16 protein-coding genes are annotated in these 17,755 nt (G+C 65.4%); 8 read left to right on the top strand and 8 right to left on the bottom strand.

The window, feature by feature from the left end; genetic code table 11:
• Window positions 1-117 precede the first annotated feature (117 nt).
• Complete coding sequence (locus L0U80_RS11860; RefSeq protein WP_233864287.1) at window positions 118-1,035, top strand: LysR family transcriptional regulator; 918 nt, start codon at window positions 118-120, stop codon at window positions 1,033-1,035.
• Window positions 1,036-1,056: 21 nt separating this feature from the next.
• Here the strand turns inward: L0U80_RS11860 and L0U80_RS11865 are convergent, their stop codons facing one another.
• On the bottom strand, window positions 1,057-1,731 hold the full coding sequence (locus tag L0U80_RS11865; RefSeq protein ID WP_233864297.1) for a ParB-like protein: 675 nt from the start codon (window positions 1,729-1,731) through the stop codon (window positions 1,057-1,059).
• 361 nt (window positions 1,732-2,092) lie between these two features.
• Here L0U80_RS11865 and L0U80_RS11870 point away from each other — a divergent pair, with 361 nt between their 5' ends.
• Entirely contained in the window at window positions 2,093-2,875 is a 783-nt protein-coding gene (locus tag L0U80_RS11870; protein WP_373322196.1) for a mechanosensitive ion channel family protein, read from the top strand.
• A 180-nt stretch (window positions 2,876-3,055) separates the two neighbouring features.
• Here L0U80_RS11870 and L0U80_RS11875 read toward each other — a convergent pair whose 3' ends face one another.
• Window positions 3,056-3,748, bottom strand: a complete 693-nt coding sequence (locus tag L0U80_RS11875) for a VTT domain-containing protein (RefSeq protein ID WP_233864301.1) — start codon at window positions 3,746-3,748, stop codon at window positions 3,056-3,058.
• A gap of 134 nt (window positions 3,749-3,882) precedes the next feature.
• On the opposite strand from L0U80_RS11875, the gene mutL reads away from it, so the two are divergent.
• The 5 genes from mutL to L0U80_RS11900 all read left to right on the top strand — a co-directional run bounded on the left by mutL (window position 3,883) and on the right by L0U80_RS11900 (window position 11,544).
• Window positions 3,883-5,991 carry a DNA mismatch repair endonuclease MutL gene (gene mutL, locus L0U80_RS11880; protein ID WP_233865893.1) on the top strand — a complete coding sequence of 703 codons (2,109 nt, stop codon included), beginning with the start codon at window positions 3,883-3,885 and terminating at the stop codon, window positions 5,989-5,991.
• The gene (gene miaA, locus L0U80_RS11885) at window positions 5,991-6,968 is read left to right on the top strand and encodes a tRNA (adenosine(37)-N6)-dimethylallyltransferase MiaA (protein ID WP_233865894.1); all 978 of its coding nucleotides are present in this window, start codon (window positions 5,991-5,993) and stop codon (window positions 6,966-6,968) included. Before mutL ends, miaA begins: the two co-directional genes overlap by 1 nt.
• A gap of 503 nt (window positions 6,969-7,471) precedes the next feature.
• On the top strand, window positions 7,472-8,881 hold the full coding sequence (dalD, locus tag L0U80_RS11890; RefSeq protein ID WP_233864303.1) for a D-arabinitol 4-dehydrogenase: 1,410 nt from the start codon (window positions 7,472-7,474) through the stop codon (window positions 8,879-8,881).
• A gap of 161 nt (window positions 8,882-9,042) precedes the next feature.
• Complete coding sequence (gene xylB / locus L0U80_RS11895; RefSeq protein WP_233864305.1) at window positions 9,043-10,524, top strand: xylulokinase; 1,482 nt, start codon at window positions 9,043-9,045, stop codon at window positions 10,522-10,524.
• A 72-nt stretch (window positions 10,525-10,596) separates the two neighbouring features.
• Complete coding sequence (locus tag L0U80_RS11900; protein WP_233864308.1) at window positions 10,597-11,544, top strand: sugar-binding transcriptional regulator; 948 nt, start codon at window positions 10,597-10,599, stop codon at window positions 11,542-11,544.
• Window positions 11,545-11,675: 131 nt separating this feature from the next.
• On the opposite strand, the gene yedF is transcribed toward L0U80_RS11900, so the two are convergent.
• Both yedF and yedE read right to left on the bottom strand, forming a co-directional pair.
• Window positions 11,676-11,915, bottom strand: a complete 240-nt coding sequence (gene yedF / locus L0U80_RS11905) for a sulfurtransferase-like selenium metabolism protein YedF (protein WP_233864311.1) — start codon at window positions 11,913-11,915, stop codon at window positions 11,676-11,678.
• Window positions 11,915-13,135 carry a selenium metabolism membrane protein YedE/FdhT gene (yedE, locus tag L0U80_RS11910; protein WP_233864314.1) on the bottom strand — a complete coding sequence of 407 codons (1,221 nt, stop codon included), beginning with the start codon at window positions 13,133-13,135 and terminating at the stop codon, window positions 11,915-11,917. The genes yedF and yedE overlap by 1 nt, the downstream gene beginning before the upstream one ends.
• Window positions 13,136-13,305: 170 nt before the next feature.
• Between yedE and L0U80_RS11915 the strand changes: the two genes are divergently transcribed.
• Entirely contained in the window at window positions 13,306-13,704 is a 399-nt protein-coding gene (locus tag L0U80_RS11915; RefSeq protein ID WP_233864316.1) for an FKBP-type peptidyl-prolyl cis-trans isomerase, read from the top strand.
• 269 nt (window positions 13,705-13,973) lie between these two features.
• Here L0U80_RS11915 and L0U80_RS11920 read toward each other — a convergent pair whose 3' ends face one another.
• The 4 genes from L0U80_RS11920 to L0U80_RS11935 form a co-directional block, all read right to left on the bottom strand.
• Complete coding sequence (locus L0U80_RS11920; RefSeq protein ID WP_233864319.1) at window positions 13,974-15,083, bottom strand: ABC transporter ATP-binding protein; 1,110 nt, start codon at window positions 15,081-15,083, stop codon at window positions 13,974-13,976.
• Between the two features lie 99 nt (window positions 15,084-15,182).
• The gene (locus tag L0U80_RS11925) at window positions 15,183-15,878 is read right to left on the bottom strand and encodes an HAD family hydrolase (protein WP_233864321.1); all 696 of its coding nucleotides are present in this window, start codon (window positions 15,876-15,878) and stop codon (window positions 15,183-15,185) included.
• Window positions 15,875-16,684, bottom strand: coding sequence for a carbohydrate ABC transporter permease (locus tag L0U80_RS11930; protein WP_233865895.1), 810 nt, complete (start codon window positions 16,682-16,684; stop codon window positions 15,875-15,877). Before L0U80_RS11930 ends, L0U80_RS11925 begins: the two co-directional genes overlap by 4 nt.
• 65 nt (window positions 16,685-16,749) lie before the next feature.
• Window positions 16,750-17,670 carry a carbohydrate ABC transporter permease gene (locus tag L0U80_RS11935; RefSeq protein ID WP_233864324.1) on the bottom strand — a complete coding sequence of 307 codons (921 nt, stop codon included), beginning with the start codon at window positions 17,668-17,670 and terminating at the stop codon, window positions 16,750-16,752.
• Window positions 17,671-17,755 lie beyond the last annotated feature (85 nt).

The following is a 17,755-nucleotide window of genomic DNA, read 5'->3' on the forward strand; positions in this document are numbered from 1 at the left end:
GCAATCAGCTCCGTTACGGGTGACGCGCACTTTACCAGGCGGAATCTATTCAAACAATCGTATAAAATGGATCGTTACTATCCAGTTTGTCGATAGATTACCGATGGACCACTCACGATGGACCGCTCGCCTGGCATCGAACAACTGCGCGCCCTGATCGCTGTCGCCGAAACCGGTAGCTTTTCGGCGGCCGCGCGGCGGCTCGACCGTGCGCAGTCGGTCGTGAGCTATACGATCGCGAATCTGGAGGCGCTGCTCGGCGTCGCGCTCTTCGTGCGCGGCAAGCGCAAGCCCGAGCTGACCGCCGCGGGCCGCGCCATTCTCGCCGACGCGCGGCGCCTCGATCTCATGATGGCCCAGCTCGATGCGCGAGCCGCCGGGCTGCAGCGCGGACTGGAAGGCGAGGTATCGGTGGCGGTCGACGTGATGTTTCCGTCGCAACGGCTCGTGGACGCGTTGCAGGCCTTCGCCCAGGCATTTCCCACCGTCGCGCTCAACCTGACGATGGAAGCGCTCGGCGGCGTGCTCAAGCTCGTGCTCGACGGTGACTACACGCTCGGCATCAGCGGTCCAAACAACAACTGGCCGCACGTGATCGAGGCCAAGGCGATCGCAACGGTCGAACTCGTGCTTGTGGCGGCGCCCTGCCATCCTCTTGCGCAAGCCGACCAGCCAGTGCGGATTTCCGATGCGCGCGAACACACTCAACTCGTATTGACCGACCGCAGCCGCCTCACCGAAGGACAGACGTTCGGCGTGTACAGCAATCGCGCATGGAGGCTCGGCGATCTGGGCGCGAAGCATCGGCTGCTGCTCGCAGGGCTCGGCTGGGGATCGATGCCGAAGCATCTTGTGGACGCCGATCTCGAGGCCGGTCGGCTCGTGCGCATTGCTCTCGCGGATCGGAGTTCGGTGAACTACAGCGTTTCGCTGATCCATCGCGTAGACGCCGCGCCTGGTCCGGCGGGGCAGTGGCTGAGCCACTATCTGTCGAGGGGCGCGCCGCCCGGCGAGCCGCTGCCGGACGCGGGCTGAACGGCCATCTCGCGTGAAGCGTCAGGCCTTTGCGCGCTTGCCCGCTCCCTTCCCCGGCAAACTCGCGGGCGCCGCCGCAGGAACGACACCCGACCAGCCCGGCAGATAGCGCGCATCGGGTTCGTGAGCGTGCGCGAGCGCTGCGGCAAGCGCCTTGTCGAAGTCCTTGCGCACGAGCGTCCTAGACACCCTCTGGCGCAGATAGTCGGCCCACAGGAATTCGCTGAACGGTGTCGTGTCCTTCGCGAAGCCCCCCGCTGTGCGCAATTCGCCCGCGAGACTGCGATAAGGATCGTCGGCCAGCCCGGTCAACTGCTTCGGCAGGTCGTCGAAATCGCAGCGCTTGCCCGCGGCGTCGAACGGGTGCACCCACTGGTTGTGCTCCATCATGCGCCAGAAGAGATTCGGTTCGAGCCACGACAGATCCTTGAGCACGGTGACGCGCGCGCTTGGCACGCCCTCCTGCAGCCACGCGAAGCCGAGGTGATGATGGTCCACCACGTAGTAGCGTCCCTTCGGGCCGAGCACGGCCGGAAACCAGTGCGAGTCGATGGCCGCCGCGCGGCCCTTCTTGTCGAGCGATGTCCAGTGCGCGCGCTTGGCGTGAACTTCGCGATAACCAACGGTGATCTGCGTCGGCCGCAGTTCCTCCAGTTGCACAGTGATCAGATGCAGATCGGTGTTCGGCAGTATCATGGTCGCGCCTCGTTTTCATGTGAGTGTCACAGGCGCAACAATACCGTCGAACGGTGGCGTTTTGCGCGCGCCATGCCGGTTGCCATGACCCGCGCGGCCTTTATCGTGCACGACGGGTGCATGACCTCACGAAGCACGGCCTGAGCGCCGTGCTGCTGCACCTCGCACCTGCCTCCAGGGTGCGAAAACGGGCGCGGGCCACCTTCATCGCGATCGCGCGCCCGCCAGCTTCGCTCCCCGGTCGTATCGGCAATATTCGGCATCGTTCGGCATCACCCGGCAGCATGGTTCGAATCACCCCGACTTACTCACCGACTCAAGCGAGGGCATCTTGGATCTCGACACCATCCACTCGTTCATCATGACCCGGGGTATCGACTTCGGGACCAAGGTCCTTGCTGCGATCGTGCTGTGGATCGTTGGGCGCTGGGCCATCAACCTGATCGCGAGGCTCCTGCGCAAGATGCTCGGGCGCAACGAGCGCGTCGATCCAACACTCGCGCACTACCTCAGCTCCATCCTCGCCGCGCTCTTGAACCTGCTGTTGATTCTCGCGATCCTCCAGGTGTTCGGTGTGCAGACGACCTCGTTCGCGGCGCTGCTCGCCGGCCTCGGCCTCGCGATCGGCACGGCCTGGGGCGGCCTGCTCGCCCACTTCGCGGCGGGTGTGTTCATGCAGGTGCTGCGGCCGTTCAAGGTGGGTGACTTCGTGACGGCGGGCGGCGTGACCGGCACCGTGAAAGAGCTTGGCATCTTCGGCACGACGATCATTTCGCCGGACAACGTCGTCAACATCGTCGGCAACAACAAGATCTTCTCCGACACCATCTCCAACTTCAGCGCCACGCCCGTTCGGCGCGTCGAGCTGACCGCGAAAATCGCCAATGGCGTCGATCCCGTCGATGCAGCGAAGCGCCTGCGTGCGGCCGTCGAGAAGATCCCGAACGTCGTGACGGACCCGGCGCCCGACGTCGAAGTGCTGTCGTTCACACCGGAAGGACCGCTCCTGTGCGTGCGGCCGTACACGAAGAACGACACTTACTGGCAGGTCTATTTCGACACGAACCGCGCTATTGTCGAGACGTTCAGGGACGCCGGATATCCGACACCGGAGACGCCTTCCATCATTCGCCGCGTGAACTGAGTTACGCGGCGCGTCCATCGCCGGGAATTCGCGCGCCGGCTAACGGAGCACAACCGTCGCGCACCCGAAGCACGGCCTCAATGCAAAACGGCATCGCCAGTCGGACTGGCGATGCCGTTATTCGTTGGCGCGGCTTTCACGACTAGCGCGATTCGCACGAATCGCGCGCCGTGCGGATGATCAGCGGTTACCGTCGGGGCGGCGAACACCGTCGTCGTGGCGCGGATTCTTGCGCAGCATCTTCCACAACCCGCCAATGGCCACAGGCACAACTGCAGCGCCAATGCCCACGAGCACGATCACATTCAGGTACTGGCGAATGAACGGGATGTTGCCGAAGAAGTAGCCGAGCAGCACGAGCAGCAGCACCCACAAGAACGCGCCCGCGAAGTTGAAGAACTGGAAGCGCTTCATGCTCATCTGCGAGACGCCCGCGACGAACGGCGCGAACGTGCGCACGACCGGAATGAAGCGCGCGAGCACGATGGTCTTGCCGCCGTGGCGCACGTAGAAGTCGTGGGTCTTCTGCAGCGCGGCGCGGTCGAGGAACCGCTCGAGCCCGCGAATGCGTGTGTTGAACACGGCGGGCCCGATGGCGTGGCCGATCATGTAGTTGACCGTATTGCCCGTAACCGAGGCAACGAGCAGCAACACGATCAGCGCACCGAGGTTCATCGCACCCGCCGCGGCGAACGCACCGCCGATGAACAGCAGCGAATCGCCCGGCAGGAACGGCACGACCACGAGCCCGGTTTCGGCAAACACAATCAGGAACAAGACGCCGTAAACCCAGGCGCCATATTGCTGAATGAAGACTCCGAGGAACTTGTCGATGTGCAAGACAAGGTTGGCGAACTGCAGCAGCGTATCCAAAAGTGTCCCTTTTTAGCTTATGGGGCGAGAAGGAAATTGACCGCGCCATCATACCTAAAGTGCCCGACCGTCACGAATAAATCCCGTCGGTCACGCCACCGGGCCGCTCCTGCCGAGTCGCTATAATGACGCGCATGTCATCGTATTCCGATCCCTCCGACGCCGCCGGCCCGGCCCGCGACGACACCGCCACGCATACCGCGGCATCGCGGGCCGCGCAGCCCGCCCGCGCAATCCAGGCGCTTCCCGACCAGCTCATCAGCCAGATCGCCGCGGGCGAAGTGGTCGAACGGCCCGCGTCGGTCGTCAAGGAACTGCTCGAGAACGCGCTCGATGCGGGTGCTACGTCGTTACGCATCCTGCTCGACGAGGGCGGCGTGAAGCGCATCTCCATTACCGACGACGGCTGCGGCATTCCCGAGCGCGAACTGCCGCTCGCGTTGATGCGCCACGCGACGAGCAAAATCCGCTCCCTCGCCGAACTCGAAAGCGTCGCGACCCTCGGGTTTCGCGGCGAGGCGCTGGCTTCGATCGCGTCAGTCGCGCAGATGTCGATCACGAGTCGCCCCGCCGACGCGGCGCACGCCGTCAAGATCGATGCGGACACCGGCTCGCTTTCGCCTGCCGCGGGCGGCCAGGGCACGACCATCGAAGTGCGCGAGCTGTACTTCAACACGCCCGCGCGCCGCAAATTCCTGAAGAGCGAGCAGACCGAACTCGGCCATTGTCTCGAGATGATCCGCCGCTCGGCGCTCGCACGGCCCGACGTCGCGATTTCGGTGCTGCACAACGGCCGCGCCGTCGAGCACTGGAACGCGAGCGATCCGGCCACGCGCGTCTCGAAGATCCTCGGGGAAGCGTTCGCCACTGCGCACCTGCCGCTCGACGAGCAAGCCGGGCCGCTCGCCGTCTACGGCTGCGCCGGCCTGCCGACCGCGAGCCGCAACCGCGCGGACCAGCAGTATTTCTTCGTCAACGGCCGCTTCGTGCGCGACAAGCTGCTCACGCACGCCGTGCGCGCCGCTTACGAGGACGTGCTGCACGGCGACCGCTATCCGTCGTATGTGCTGTTTCTCGACCTGCCGCCCGAGGCCGTCGATGTGAACGTGCATCCGTCGAAGATCGAAGTGCGATTCCGCGACTCGCGCTCGATTCACCAGTTCGTGTTTCATGCCGTGCAGCGCGCACTCGCGCGGCACGCCGGTGCGTCTCCCGAAACGACTTCGGGCGCCCACGCCGCATTCGTCGAGCCGCGGCCCGCGCCTGGCGCGAGTGTGCCGGGCGCGACGCCGCACGGTGCGGCGGGCGGATTCGGTGAATCGGGTGGTTTTGGCACTGCGCGCGTCGCGGGCAGCTTCGGCGGGTCCGGTTCGGGTGGCGGCTCGGGTGGCTCAGGTGGCAACTTCGGCGGCGGCACGCGTTCGTCCGGCTTCATGACCGGCGGCGCCAGCGGCAGCAGTTCGGGCAACACCTGGCTGCGCCAGTCGCGCATGACGCAGGGCTCGCTACCCGTCGCGCAGCCGCTCGCGCTCTACGACGCGCTTTTCGGCCGCAAGGACGTGGGCGCCGGGACACCGCAAGGCTCAACGATGCTGCAGGCCGAAGACGGCGCGGCAAGCGCAGCACCGCGCGAAGCGCACGCCTTCGACCCGAGCGACGATCAACCGCTCGGCTTCGCGATCGGCCAGATCCACGGCATCTACGTCCTCGCGCAGAACGCACAGGGCCTCGTGATCGTGGACATGCACGCCGCGCACGAACGCATCCTCTACGAGCAGTTCAAAGAGGCGCTCGCGCAACGCTCGCTGGCCGTCCAGCCGCTCCTGATCCCGCTTTCGATGACCGCCGATCCCGTGGAAACGGGCACCGTCGAGGAAGAGAAGGCCACGCTCGAAGCGCTCGGCTTCGACCTCGCTGTGCTCTCGCCCACCTCGATCGCGATCCGCGCCGTGCCCGCCCTGCTCAAGGACGCCGATCTGGCCGCGCTCGCGCGCGCCGTGCTCGCGGATCTGCACGCCTACGGCGGCTCGCGCGTGCTGACCGAACGCCAGCACGAAATGCTCGGCACGCTCGCGTGCCATCACGCGGTGCGCGCGAACCGGCGTCTGACGCTCGACGAAATGAACGCGCTGCTGCGCCAGATGGAAGCCACCGAGCGCGCCGACCAGTGCAATCACGGCCGGCCGACGTGGTACCAGTTGACGCTCGGCGACCTCGACCGCCTCTTCATGCGCGGTCAATGATGTCTGGCGCTCCTTCCGGCGACGGCGTGCTGCCGGTCGCCTGCCTGCTCGGCCCGACTGCATCGGGCAAGACCGCCGCAGCGCTCGCGTTCGCCGCGCAATCCGCGGCGCGTGGGCGCGTGGTCGAGATCGTCAGCATCGACTCCGCGCTCGTCTATCGCGGGATGGACATCGGCACGGCCAAGCCGTCCGCCGCCGAGCGCGCGGCGGTGGTTCATCATCTGATCGACATCGTCGATCCCGCCGACGCCTACTCTGCCGCGAACTTCCGCGCCGATGCGCTGCGCGTGACCGGTGAGATCGTCGCGCGGGGAAACGTGCCGCTGCTCGTGGGCGGCACAATGCTCTACTATCGCGCGCTCACGCATGGCCTGAATGACCTGCCTGGTGCCGACGCCGAAGTCCGCGCGACGCTGGACGCCGACGCCGCCCGCGACGGCTGGCCCGCGCTCCACGCACGCCTCGCCGAGGTCGATCCCGCGACGGCCGCGCGCCTCGCGCCCAACGACTCGCAGCGCATCCAGCGCGCACTCGAAGTGTTCATGCTGACCGGCCAGCCGATGTCGACGCTGCTGGCCGCGCCGACGCCGCGCACCGACCTTGCCGCGCAGTACCGCTTCGTGCCGATCGCGCTCGAACCGTCTGACCGCAGCGTGCTGCATGCGCGCATCGCCGCGCGCTTCGACGCGATGCTGGCCGCTGGCTTCATCGACGAAGTGAAGGCCCTGCGCGCCCGCGGGGACTTGCACGCGGGATTGGCCTCGATGCGCTGCGTGGGTTATCGCCAGACCTGGGAATACCTCGACGGCGCCACAGACTACGACACGATGCGCGACAAGGGCATCTTCGCGACGCGCCAACTCTGCAAGCGCCAACTGACCTGGCTGCGCTCGATGCCGGAGCGGATCGTCGTGGATTGCTGTGCGGCGGATGCTACGGCACAGGCTGTGGCGGCGGTGACGAGCATCGGCGGCTGACGTGGCGCTGCAACGCGCACAGCGAACGATATCGAAAAACACGCACGCGTCGAACGGTTCATGATCTGCACGCCGCGACCCTAAAGCCGGACGCAGCGAATCCAACGGCATTGCCGCCGGAATTACTTCAAACATCTGCATTCCGCCGGTTGCAGGCCCACCCTACCCACCAGCGGAGCCTGTCGCGCTGGTGCGCCACAGCAAGACCCCCAACGGTCCGCAACACGCGCACTCACGCGTGACGCGCGCCCACTTGCGCGCGGCACCGCGCCACGAAATTCCACCGTAGCCGTCTTGACTTTCGCCCAATCGGCTACGATCATTAGTTCACAAATAGAGCAATTGCTCTGCTTGAGGTACTGAGCCACCTGTGGACGCGCATTCGATGCGCGCACTCCGTACCTCTCAGCTCTGCATGGAATCGCACCAGTGCTATGGAGCCGAGGCAGGCGCTGATGTGCCAGCTTCGGCCAACACGCCAGTGCAGCCGAAAGGAGACACACATGAACAGCGAACACACCAGCGCAAACGTGATCCTGCACATTGGTGCCGGTTCGTTTCACCGCGCGCATCAGGCGTGGTACCTGCACCGCGTGAACCTCTCGCGCGAACCTGGCGAGGCGGCCTGGTCGCTGACCGTCGGCAACATCCGGTCCGACATGAACGCCGTGCTCGACGCCCTCGCAGCCCAACACGGGGTCTACACGCTCGAAACCGTCACGCCACAGGGCGAGCGCAGCTACGAAACGATCCGTTCGATCACGCGCGTGCTGCCGTGGTCCGCCAACCTCGCGGGCCTGATCGACGCAGGAGCCGATCCAGCGTGCAAGATCGTCGCGTTCACCGTCACCGAAGGCGGCTATTACCTCGACGAACACGACCGCCTCGACACCGCGAACCCCGACCTCGCCGCCGATCTCAACGGCGCACGCACGACGATCTACGGCGCGCTCGCCGCGATACTCGAAGCGCGCATGGCGCGCAACGGCGGCCCCGTCACGCTGCAGTCCTGCGATAACCTGCGCAGCAACGGCGATCGCTTTCACGCGGGCATGCGCGAATTTCTCACGCGGCGCGGCGCGAGCGCCCTGCTCGCCTGGTTCGACGCGAACACGTCTTGCCCGGATTCGATGGTCGACCGCATTACGCCGCGCCCAACACCCGATGTCCGCGAGCGCGTGAAAGCGGCAACCGGCCTCGACGACACCTGCCCTGTCATGGGCGAAGCGTTCATCCAGTGGGTGATCGAGGATCGCTTCCGCGCTGGGCGCCCCGCGTGGGAGCGCGCGGGCGCGGAACTGGTCACGTCGGTGAAGCCGTATGAGGAAGCGAAGATCCGCATCCTCAACGCGACGCACAGCTGCATCGCGTGGGCGGGCACGCTGATTGGCCTCGACTACATCCACGAAGGCACAAGCGATGCCGATATCCGCGCCTTTGCCCGCCAATACGTAAGCGAAGACGTGATTCCCTGTCTCACGCCGAGCCCGCTCGATCTCGCGAAGTACCACGACGTCGTGCTCGATCGCTTCAGCAATCCGTACATTCAGGACACGAACCAGCGCGTCGCCGCGGACGGCTACTCGAAGATCCCCGGCTTCATCACGCCGACGCTTGCGCAACGCATCGAGGCCGGTGCGACACCTGCCGCGACGGCGATACTGCCCGCCCTGTTCCTGCGCTTTCTCGAACTCTGGCACAAGGGGACGCTGCCGTACACGTATCAGGACGGCGTCATGGACGAAGCCGCCGTCCACCGCATGTTCGAGGCCGAAGACCCGCTCGCGGTCTTCAGCGCCGACAAGCTTCTGTGGGGCGGACTCGCTGGCAACGCATCGCTCGGAAGCGCGCTGCGCGATGCGCTGGCACGCGTCGATGCATGGCTCGCTGCACGCCGCGGCGCCCCGGCTTGAGCGGAGCGTGGCCATCGTCACGTTCGCTCGCCCGCATGCGCCGCGCCGCGCGCACGCGCGGGTTCGCGGATTCAAGCGCGAGGCCTCCGGGTCGCCGCGCATGGCGCTACGCCCGCCAGGCGGCTAAAGTAGCGCATCTTCCCCCACGACATCGCGCGCACATGTACCTGGGCATCGACCTCGGCACCTCCGAAGTGAAAGTCCTGCTGCTCGCGCCCGATGGCCGCGTGATCGGCACCGCCGGCTCGCCGTTCGTGGTCACGCGCGCGCACCCGCGCTGGTCGGAGCAAAATCCCGCCGACTGGTGGGACGGCATGCTCCAAGCGCTCGCCATGCTGCGCGAGAAGCATCCCGCCGATTTCGCACAGGTGCGCGGCATCGGGCTCTCCGGACAGATGCACGGCGCCGTCCTGCTCGACGCACACGACAACGTGCTGCGCCCCGCGATCCTCTGGAACGACATGCGCGCCGTCGAAGAATGCGCAGAACTCACCGCACGCGCGCCGCAGCTTCATCGCGTCGCGGGCAATCTCGCGATGCCGGGCTTCACCGCGCCAAAGCTGCTCTGGGTCGCGCGCCACGAGCCGCGGATTTTTCGCGAAACGGCATGTGTGCTGCTGCCGAAGGACTACCTGCGCCTGCGTCTCACGGGTGGCAAGGTGTCCGATCCATCGGATGCGGCCGGCACGCTCTGGCTCGACGTCGCGAAGCGCGACTGGTCCGACGCGCTACTCGACGCATGCAACATGACACGCGCGCAGATGCCCGCGCTCGCCGAGGGCAGCGCGCCGTCCGGCACGCTACTGCCCGAAGTCGCGCGCGAACTCGGCCTGCGCCCCGACGTCATCGTCGCGGCTGGCGGCGGCGATAACGCGACGAGCGCGATCGGCATCGGCGCGACGCAGCCCGGCGACGGCTTCGTCTCGCTCGGCACCTCGGGCGTGCTGTGCGTCGTGGGCGACCGCTTCCGGCCCAATCCGGCGTCGGCTGTCCATGCGTTCTGCCACGCGATTCCCGACCGCTGGCATCAGATGAGTGTCGTTCTTTCGGCGGCCAGTTGCCTGCGCTGGGTCTGCACGCTGACCGGCACCGACGAGCCCGCGTTGCTCGCCGAAGTCGCAAAGCTCGCACCCGACGCGCTGAGCGAAGCACCGCTTTTCCTGCCGTATCTCTCGGGCGAGCGCACGCCGCACAACGACCCTTACGCGCAAGGCGTGTTCTTCGGCATGACGCATGCGACCGACCGCGCGCTGCTCGGCTATGCAGTGCTCGAAGGCGTGACGCTCGCGCTCACCGACGGGCTCGACGCGCTCGTCGCGGCCGGCACCGAAGTCGGCCCCCTTTCGATGATCGGAGGCGGCGCGCGCAGCGCGTATTGGGCGCAACTCGTGGCCGATGCCTTCGATACACCCACGCGCCAGCACGGCGGCGGCGAGACGGGCGCGGCACTCGGCGCGGCTCGGCTCGGCTGGCTCGCTGCGGGCGGCGATGCGAAAGACGTGCTGACGAAGCCACCCATCGTCGCCGAATACATGCCCAACGCCGAGCGCCACGCAGCGCTGCGCGGACGGCTCGACACCTACCGCGCGCTCTACCGCCACGTGCGGCCGCTCTTCGAGCGATCGCGCGAGCGGCTCGCCTGAGGTCCGTTACACTGCGGCCTTCACACGAGCGCGCCGACACCCCGCTGACACCCCGCGACACCTGATAACACCGTGCCAAAGTCCACCGAAAAACTCGATCTCGCCACCCGCGCCGCCTGGCTTTACTACGTGGCCGGCAATACACAGAACGAAATCGCGGAGAAGCTTCAGGTCTCGCGGCCCGTCGCGCAGCGGCTCGTCGCATTCGCGGTCGAAAAGAACCTGATCCGCGTGCGCGTCGATCACCAGCTGGCCGATTGCCTCGCGCTCGCCGACCAGTTGTCGAAACGCTATGGTCTTTCGGTCTGCGAAGTAGTTCCGGTCGACAATGACACCCCCGAGGAAATCGACCGCAAGCTCGCCGTCGCGGGCGCGCAGGTCATGGAGCGCTACCTCACTGAAGAACAGCCGATGATCGTCGCCGTGAGCAGCGGCCGCACGCTCAAGGCCGCCGTCGATCAGATCGCGCAGCTCGAGCGGCCGCAGCACCGGCTCGTGTCGATGGTGGGCGCGATTGCACAGGATGGCTCGTCGAACCGCTACGACGTCGCGCTGCACATCTCCGAGAAAACGGGCGGCAAGCACTTCCTGCTGCCCGCGCCCCTCATCGCCGACAACGAGGCCGAGCGCGCGCAATGGTGCAATCACCGGCTCTATCGGATCGTCGAGTCGCTGTCGGGGCAAGCCGATGTCGCGTTCGTCGGGATCGGCAATATCGGCGAGCATTGTCCGCTGCACGAAGACGGTTTCATCACCGCCGATGAAGTGCGCGAGCTGATGAAGCTCGGCGCGACAGCCGAAATGCTCGGGCTGCCGATCAACGCATCGGGCCAGCGCGTCGATTCACCGACGGGCCGGCGCGTGACGAGCGTGCACCTCGATTCGCCGCCGAAGCGTCCGACCATCGGTTTTGCGGGCGGTGCGCGCAAACGTCAGGCGGTGATTTCGGCGCTGAACGGCGGCTGGTTGTCGGGCCTTGTCACCGACGAGGAATGCGCGAAGGCCGCGCTCGGGGCGTAACGGGTACACACGGAGCAGCGACTTCGTGTGCAGCGTTCAAGCATGTTCCTTGCACGATTCGCCAGCCGATCGTCTTCAGCACGTTCCCCGGTCATCCTCGATGAAGCCGATCGTTGGCCCATCACCTACCGTTACCGTTGAATCCAGTAAAGAATCGTCGGCCCATGCTGTTCGATCTTCAGCACGCGGTATCCATAGCGTGCCGCGTCGGCGGGAATGCTGTTGATCGACTGAGGGCAATCGCTGAGCACTTCGAGGACCTCACCGGGCTGCAGATTCGGCATGGTTTCGAGCGTCGCGACCACGGGATACGGACAAGGCTCACCGCTGAGATCGAGCCGATAGTCGGGCGTGAGAATTTCGTCAGCCATCAAATGGCGCTCCCGGTTTCGGATTGGCCAAGCGTGCGCGGACGCGCACGATCGAGGTAGGTTCGCTCCCACCACAGCAACAGGGCGAATGCGACGACGAGACCCGCATAAGTCGCGATCAGTCCGCCCATCGGCCCAAGTGCATTCAGCAGGTTGACCTTCGGGTAATCGAGCGCCAGCACCGGCGCGACGCGATCCCAAAGCGACGCGAGCACCGTCGCGCCGACGATGTTGCCAACGCCGACCCACCAGTAGTGCACCTGCCCTTCCATCGCGCGATACATCCAGCCCGTTTCGCAGCCGCCCGCAATCACGATGCCAAACCCGAACAGCACACCACCGATGATGGCATTCGGACCGGCCCAGAAGATCTTCGGCGCGACACCGAGCTGGACGTAGCTGAAAATCCCGATCGCGCTGGCGGCCATGCCAAGCACGATCGCGCGGGCCATCGTCGTGCGTCCGGTGATCCACATGTCACGAAACGCCGAGGTGAAGCAGATTTGCGCGCGCTCGATCAGCACCCCGAACGCGATGCCGAAAACAGCGGCGAGACCGAGCTTTTGTGCGCCGAATGCGAGCGCGAGCGAGCCGGCCAGCGCGGCGGAGAATACCAGCACGCCGGCACGGAATTGCCATTGCGGCTGTTTTGCGGGAAGGCGGGATTTCTGGGCAGTCGTCACGCGTTCGAGATGCGGTTCGGCCCTCAGATACCGCATCAGCGCGACGCGCGTGCCGAAATAGGAACCCACGATGGTTGCCAGTGCAAACAGCCACGCGTGTAGCGAGAACTGCGGGATGCCGGTGAAAAACGCAGCGAGATTGCATCCCATCGCGAGCCGCGCCCCGAATCCGGCTATCGCGCCGCCAGCCAGAGCCTGGACGATGCGGCGCCGCCGACGCGGAAAACGCAGCTTGACGTTGTTGGCCCACAGCGCGGCGGCGAGGCTGCCCGCGAACATGCCGAGCACCATGACGCCGTCGATGCGCGTCCACGGTGCGCCGTGCAGTCCGATGACCTTGAAATAGCCCCAATCCTCGGGGTGCAGGCCGAAGGCCTGAAGCACATGTCCGCCCCAGCGAGTGAATTCACCGGTGACGGCCCAGAAGGTGCCCGTCAGGCCGAAGTAAAACGCGGACAGCACGCCGGCTGCGATGATCGAGGGCAGCGGTGCCCAGAAACGTACCAGATAGTCTTGCCGAATGCGGCGCCATGCCATGGCTGGGCCTCCAAAAAGGTGAGCTAACGCGAGCGAGGCGGCCATGATGCCAGCTATCGATGAAAACGGCGAGGCGGCGCTTTCCCCTTCGCCCAGCCTGACCGGCGACGATCCGGAACCCGGCCAGAGGCACCCGATATAATTGCCGTGCCATTCAACGAGGACATCCCATGAAATCTCTGATTGCCCTACTCGCCGCTGCAACCGTCGCATCGACCGCGTTCGCCGCCAATACCATTGAGAAGTTGCCATCGGGCGTCGTAGTCGAACACCTCAAGCAAGGCACCGGCCCGCAACCGACCGCCGAAGACATCGTGCGCGTCAACTATCGCGGCACGCTCGCGAACGGTACTGAATTCGACAGCTCCGCCAAGCACGGCGGCCCGGCGACCTTCCCGCTCGGGCAAGTGATTCCGTGCTGGACGCAAGGCGTGCAGAAGATGCGGGTGGGTGGAAAAGCGAGGCTGACCTGCCCGGCGGCGACCGCTTATGGCGATCGCGCGGTCGGTCCGATCCCGCCGAACAGCGACCTCACGTTCGAAGTCGAACTGCTCCAGATCGGCAAGTAATCGAATCGTGACAGCGCCCGCCCCCGGTGAGTGACAAGCCATCGGGAAAGGGCCGCCGCGTCGCGAACTGCAGAGCCGCCGCAAGAAATAGCGAGCAGGCGGCGGCTCTCCATTAGTTCGGCGATCAGACTTGGGCGCGCGGCGTCAGCGCCCCCGCCCAGAAAAAACGCCCGCACAGAGCGGGCGCACAAAGACAACCACAGTCAACCGCGGCGCTGCACTGCCGCTCAATCGCAGCAGCGCTTGCATCTGTTCGTTTCGCCTCCCGCCTAAGCCGCCATTTCGTGCGCGAACCGCCGCTCGAACGCGTGACCATCCGCGTCGAACAGATGGCAATGATCCGGCGTCGCACCCAGCTTCATCGATTCTCCACGCTCGTGCTTTTCCAGCGGCGGAATCCGCGCGATCAATCCGTCCGGCGCGACTGGCGTCTCCGCGTAGAGATACGCCGCGTCGCCGAGCGACTCGACCGTCATCGCCCGCGCGCTCACACCCCACTCGCCTGCGAGCATATGCAGATGCTCGGGCCGGATGCCCACAGTGACCTTGTCGCCAACGCGCGCGCCGCGCGGCTCCACAGCCACTTTCTGCAATTCGCCAGTCTCGTAACGCACCACGATGCCATCGGACGCAACCTGCTGGATCACACCGTCGAAGAAGTTCATTTTCGGCGACCCGATGAAGCCCGCCACGAACCGGTTCGCCGGTGCGTGATAGAGCTGATTCGGCGTCCCAACCTGTTCGACATTTCCCGCCGACAGCACGACGATCTTGTCCGCCAGCGTCATCGCTTCGACCTGGTCGTGTGTCACGTAAATCATCGTCGTCTTCAGTTCGTCGTGCAGACGCGCGAATTCGAGGCGCATCTTTACGCGCAGCGCGGCATCGAGGTTCGAGAGCGGCTCGTCGAAAAGAAAGACCTTCGGCTTGCGCGTGATCGCGCGCCCTATCGCCACGCGCTGACGCTGACCGCCCGAAAGCTGCTTCGGCTTGCGATCGAGCAGATGGTCGATATGCAGGATCTTCGCGGCGCTCTTCACGGCGGCATCGATCTCGGGCTTCTTCGCCCCGGCTAGCTTCAAACCGAACGCCATGTTGTCGTAGAGCGTCATGTGCGGGTAGAGCGCATACGACTGGAAAACCATCGCGATGCCGCGCTTCGCGGGCGGCACATCGTTCATGCGCGCGCCGTCGATCGTGAGGTCGCCGCCGCTGATGTCCTCCAGCCCCGCGATCATCCGCATCAGCGTGGTCTTGCCGCAGCCGCTCGGGCCAACGAACACGACGAATTCGCCGTCCGCGATGTCGAGGTTCACGTCGCGCAGCACTTCGGTCTCGTCGTAGCGCTTCAGCACGTTTCGCAGAATCACGCTTGCCATGATGTGTCTCCGTTCGTTGCGGCGCGGTGTTGCGTGATGCGCCGTTTGCCGCGATTCACTTTGTCCATCGCAGCGCCTGCCGCGATGCGCTCAATGCCCTCAACGCGAGCTGGCTTGCACCGCTTGCGTCTTTTGCGTCCAGTACGCCACCCGCGCGGGCAGCTTGCTCATATCGTCGAAAACCTCGATCGCGCCCACATCGCGCAGCTCCCGCGCGTGCGCATCGCCCACGTGCGTACCGCCGACGAAACCCAGCACCGTCATGCCAGCCGCACGCGCCGCGCTCACGCCCGCCACGCTGTCTTCGACGACGAGGCATGCACGAGGCGCCACGCCTGTGCCCTCTGCCGCCGCGAGATAAACATCGGGCGCGGGCTTGGGCTTCGCGACCTTGTCGGCGCAATAAACGTGATCGCCGAAAAACCGCGTGAGGCCGTTTCGCGCCAGTACGCCATGCACGACCGCCGAATAGCTGTTGCTCGCGCACGCCTTCAGGAGCGCGATGGCGTCGAGCGCGACCACCACGCCCGGAAATAGCGGCGCGTCCTGCGCTTCCCGTTCGGCGGCCGCGCCGATCGCTTCGACATCGTGCGACGTGAGGCTGCGTCCGAGCGCCTCGCACGCGCCGCTGAGCACGCGCTCGATGCGCTGCCCGAGCAACGGCATCACGACCGGCGCGACCTCGACGCCAGGCCAGCGCGCTTCGAGTTCGCGCACGAGCACGCGCGCGGCCACGGCTTCGCTGTCGATCAGCACGCCATCGCAGTCGCAGATCAACGCGGCAACCGCCGTCATTTGACGGCCCCGAACGTGAGTCCGCGCACCAGTTGCTTCTGCGACAGCCAGCCGAGGATCAGCACCGGCGCCACCGCGAGCAGCGAAGCTGCGGAGAGCTTCGCCCAGAACAGTCCCTCAGGGCTCGAATACGACGCGATGAACACCGTGAGCGGCGCCGCGTTCGAACTCGACAGGTTGATGCTCCAGAACGCCTCGTTCCACGAAAGAATGATGAGCAGCAGCGCCGTCGAGACGAGACCCGGAACGGCCATCGGCATCAACAGATAGACGATTTCCTGCCACGTCGCCGCACCGTCCATGCGGCCGGCTTCGAGGATGTCGCGTGGAATCTCGTTGAAGTAGGTGAACGCCATCCACACCGCAATCGGCAGATTGATCAGGGTATAGACGATGACGAGGCCGCTCACCGTATCGAGCATTCCGCTGTTTTTCCACAGCAGATAGATCGGAACGAGCACGCCCACCGAAGGCATCATCTTCGTCGAGAGCATCCACAGCAGGACTTTCTGCGTGCGCTGGGTGGGGAAGAACGCCATCGAGTAAGCGGCGGGCACGGCGAGAATCAGGCACACGAGCGTCACGCCCGCCGAGATCAGGATCGAATTCCACGCGAACGCGAAGTAGTTGCTGCGCGCGAACACCTCGCGGAAGCTTTCGAGCGTCGGCATGAAAAAGATCGACGGAATATAGGCCTGCTGCTCGGTCTTGAACGCCGTGATCGTCATCCAGAAGATCGGGAAAAACAGCGCGAGCGCGATGAGCCACGCTAGAAGACCAGGCAGCACGCGGCCGATGAACTGCATCGGCGACGAGCGGTTGACGGCATGCGGCGACTCCGGCGCAGCCGTTGGCGTAGCGGCAAGCTGGCTCATTTTTCGTACTCCCCTTTGAGGTTCCGCGCGAGCATCCGCACGAGGAAGAACGACACGATGTTCGCCAGCACCACGGCGAGAATGCCGCCTGCGGAAGCGATGCCCACGTCGAACTGCTGCAGGCCCATCGAGTAGATCAGGTAAGTGAGGTTGGTGGTCGCATTGCCCGGTCCGCCGCCCGTGGTCGTGTAGATCTCGGCGAAGATGGCCAGCAGAAAAATGGTTTCCATCATCACCACCACGGCGATGGCACGGCTCAGGTGCGGCAGCGTGATGTAGAAGAACATGGAAATCGGGCCTGCGCCGTCGATGCGCGCCGCTTCCTTTTGCTCCTGGTCCAGCGACTGTATCGCCGTGAAGAGGATCAGGAACGCAAACGGCAGCCACTGCCACGCGACGATCATGATGACCGCGGTGAGTGGATGGTCGGCAAACCAGTCGATCGGCGTTAGCCCGACCGCGCGCATCGCGATGGCCACGAGGCCGTACACGGGATGCAGGATCATGTTCTTCCAGATCAGCGCGGAGACCGTCGGCATCACAAAGAAAGGCGCGATGGCGAAAAGACGCGCGATGCCCTGGCCGTAGAACTTGCGGTCGAACAGCACGGCCATCAGCACGCCGCCGACCACCGTGATCACGAGCACCGAGACGATCAGTTGAATCGTGTGGATGATCGACGGAACGAATGACGGGTCAGTCGCGAGAAAGCGATAGTTGTCGAATCCCGCGAACCCTCTGAGATCGGGGTTCAGCAGGTTGTAGTGCATGAACGAATACCAGATCGTCATCGCGAGCGGGATCGTCATCCACAGCAACAAGACCGCCACGGACGGCGCCACAAGCCAGCTCGACGCCGTGCGCCGCGTTTCGACCCGCTGCGGGCCCTGACTGCGCGCCCCTTTGAATAGAGGCATGGGAAGATGGAGATGACGCATGATCGTGACCACCCTTCACTGTTGCGCGCCGCTCAGGTCCCGGCGCTCTTTGCTTTCGGCGACC

It is taken from the genome of Paraburkholderia adhaesiva, from assembly GCF_021390575.1.
GTDB lineage: Bacteria > Pseudomonadota > Gammaproteobacteria > Burkholderiales > Burkholderiaceae > Paraburkholderia > Paraburkholderia adhaesiva.

Excerpts from the sequence above, each read along its gene's own strand:
- L0U80_RS11870 (WP_373322196.1), top strand. The coding sequence starts at position 2,093 with ATGACCCGGGGTATCGACTTCGGGACCAAGGTCCTTGCTGCGATCGTG.
- dalD (WP_233864303.1), top strand. The coding sequence starts at position 7,472 with ATGAACAGCGAACACACCAGCGCAAACGTGATCCTGCACATTGGTGCC.
- miaA (WP_233865894.1), top strand. The coding sequence starts at position 5,991 with ATGTCTGGCGCTCCTTCCGGCGACGGCGTGCTGCCGGTCGCCTGCCTG.
- L0U80_RS11865 (WP_233864297.1), bottom strand. The coding sequence starts at position 1,731 with ATGATACTGCCGAACACCGATCTGCATCTGATCACTGTGCAACTGGAG.
- L0U80_RS11920 (WP_233864319.1), bottom strand. The coding sequence starts at position 15,083 with ATGGCAAGCGTGATTCTGCGAAACGTGCTGAAGCGCTACGACGAGACC.
- L0U80_RS11860 (WP_233864287.1), top strand. The coding sequence starts at position 118 with ATGGACCGCTCGCCTGGCATCGAACAACTGCGCGCCCTGATCGCTGTC.
- L0U80_RS11925 (WP_233864321.1), bottom strand. The coding sequence starts at position 15,878 with ATGACGGCGGTTGCCGCGTTGATCTGCGACTGCGATGGCGTGCTGATC.
- L0U80_RS11915 (WP_233864316.1), top strand. The coding sequence starts at position 13,306 with ATGAAATCTCTGATTGCCCTACTCGCCGCTGCAACCGTCGCATCGACC.
- L0U80_RS11935 (WP_233864324.1), bottom strand. The coding sequence starts at position 17,670 with ATGCCTCTATTCAAAGGGGCGCGCAGTCAGGGCCCGCAGCGGGTCGAA.
- mutL (WP_233865893.1), top strand. The coding sequence starts at position 3,883 with ATGTCATCGTATTCCGATCCCTCCGACGCCGCCGGCCCGGCCCGCGAC.
- xylB (WP_233864305.1), top strand. The coding sequence starts at position 9,043 with ATGTACCTGGGCATCGACCTCGGCACCTCCGAAGTGAAAGTCCTGCTG.
- L0U80_RS11930 (WP_233865895.1), bottom strand. The coding sequence starts at position 16,684 with ATGCAGTTCATCGGCCGCGTGCTGCCTGGTCTTCTAGCGTGGCTCATC.
- yedF (WP_233864311.1), bottom strand. The coding sequence starts at position 11,915 with ATGGCTGACGAAATTCTCACGCCCGACTATCGGCTCGATCTCAGCGGT.
- yedE (WP_233864314.1), bottom strand. The coding sequence starts at position 13,135 with ATGGCATGGCGCCGCATTCGGCAAGACTATCTGGTACGTTTCTGGGCA.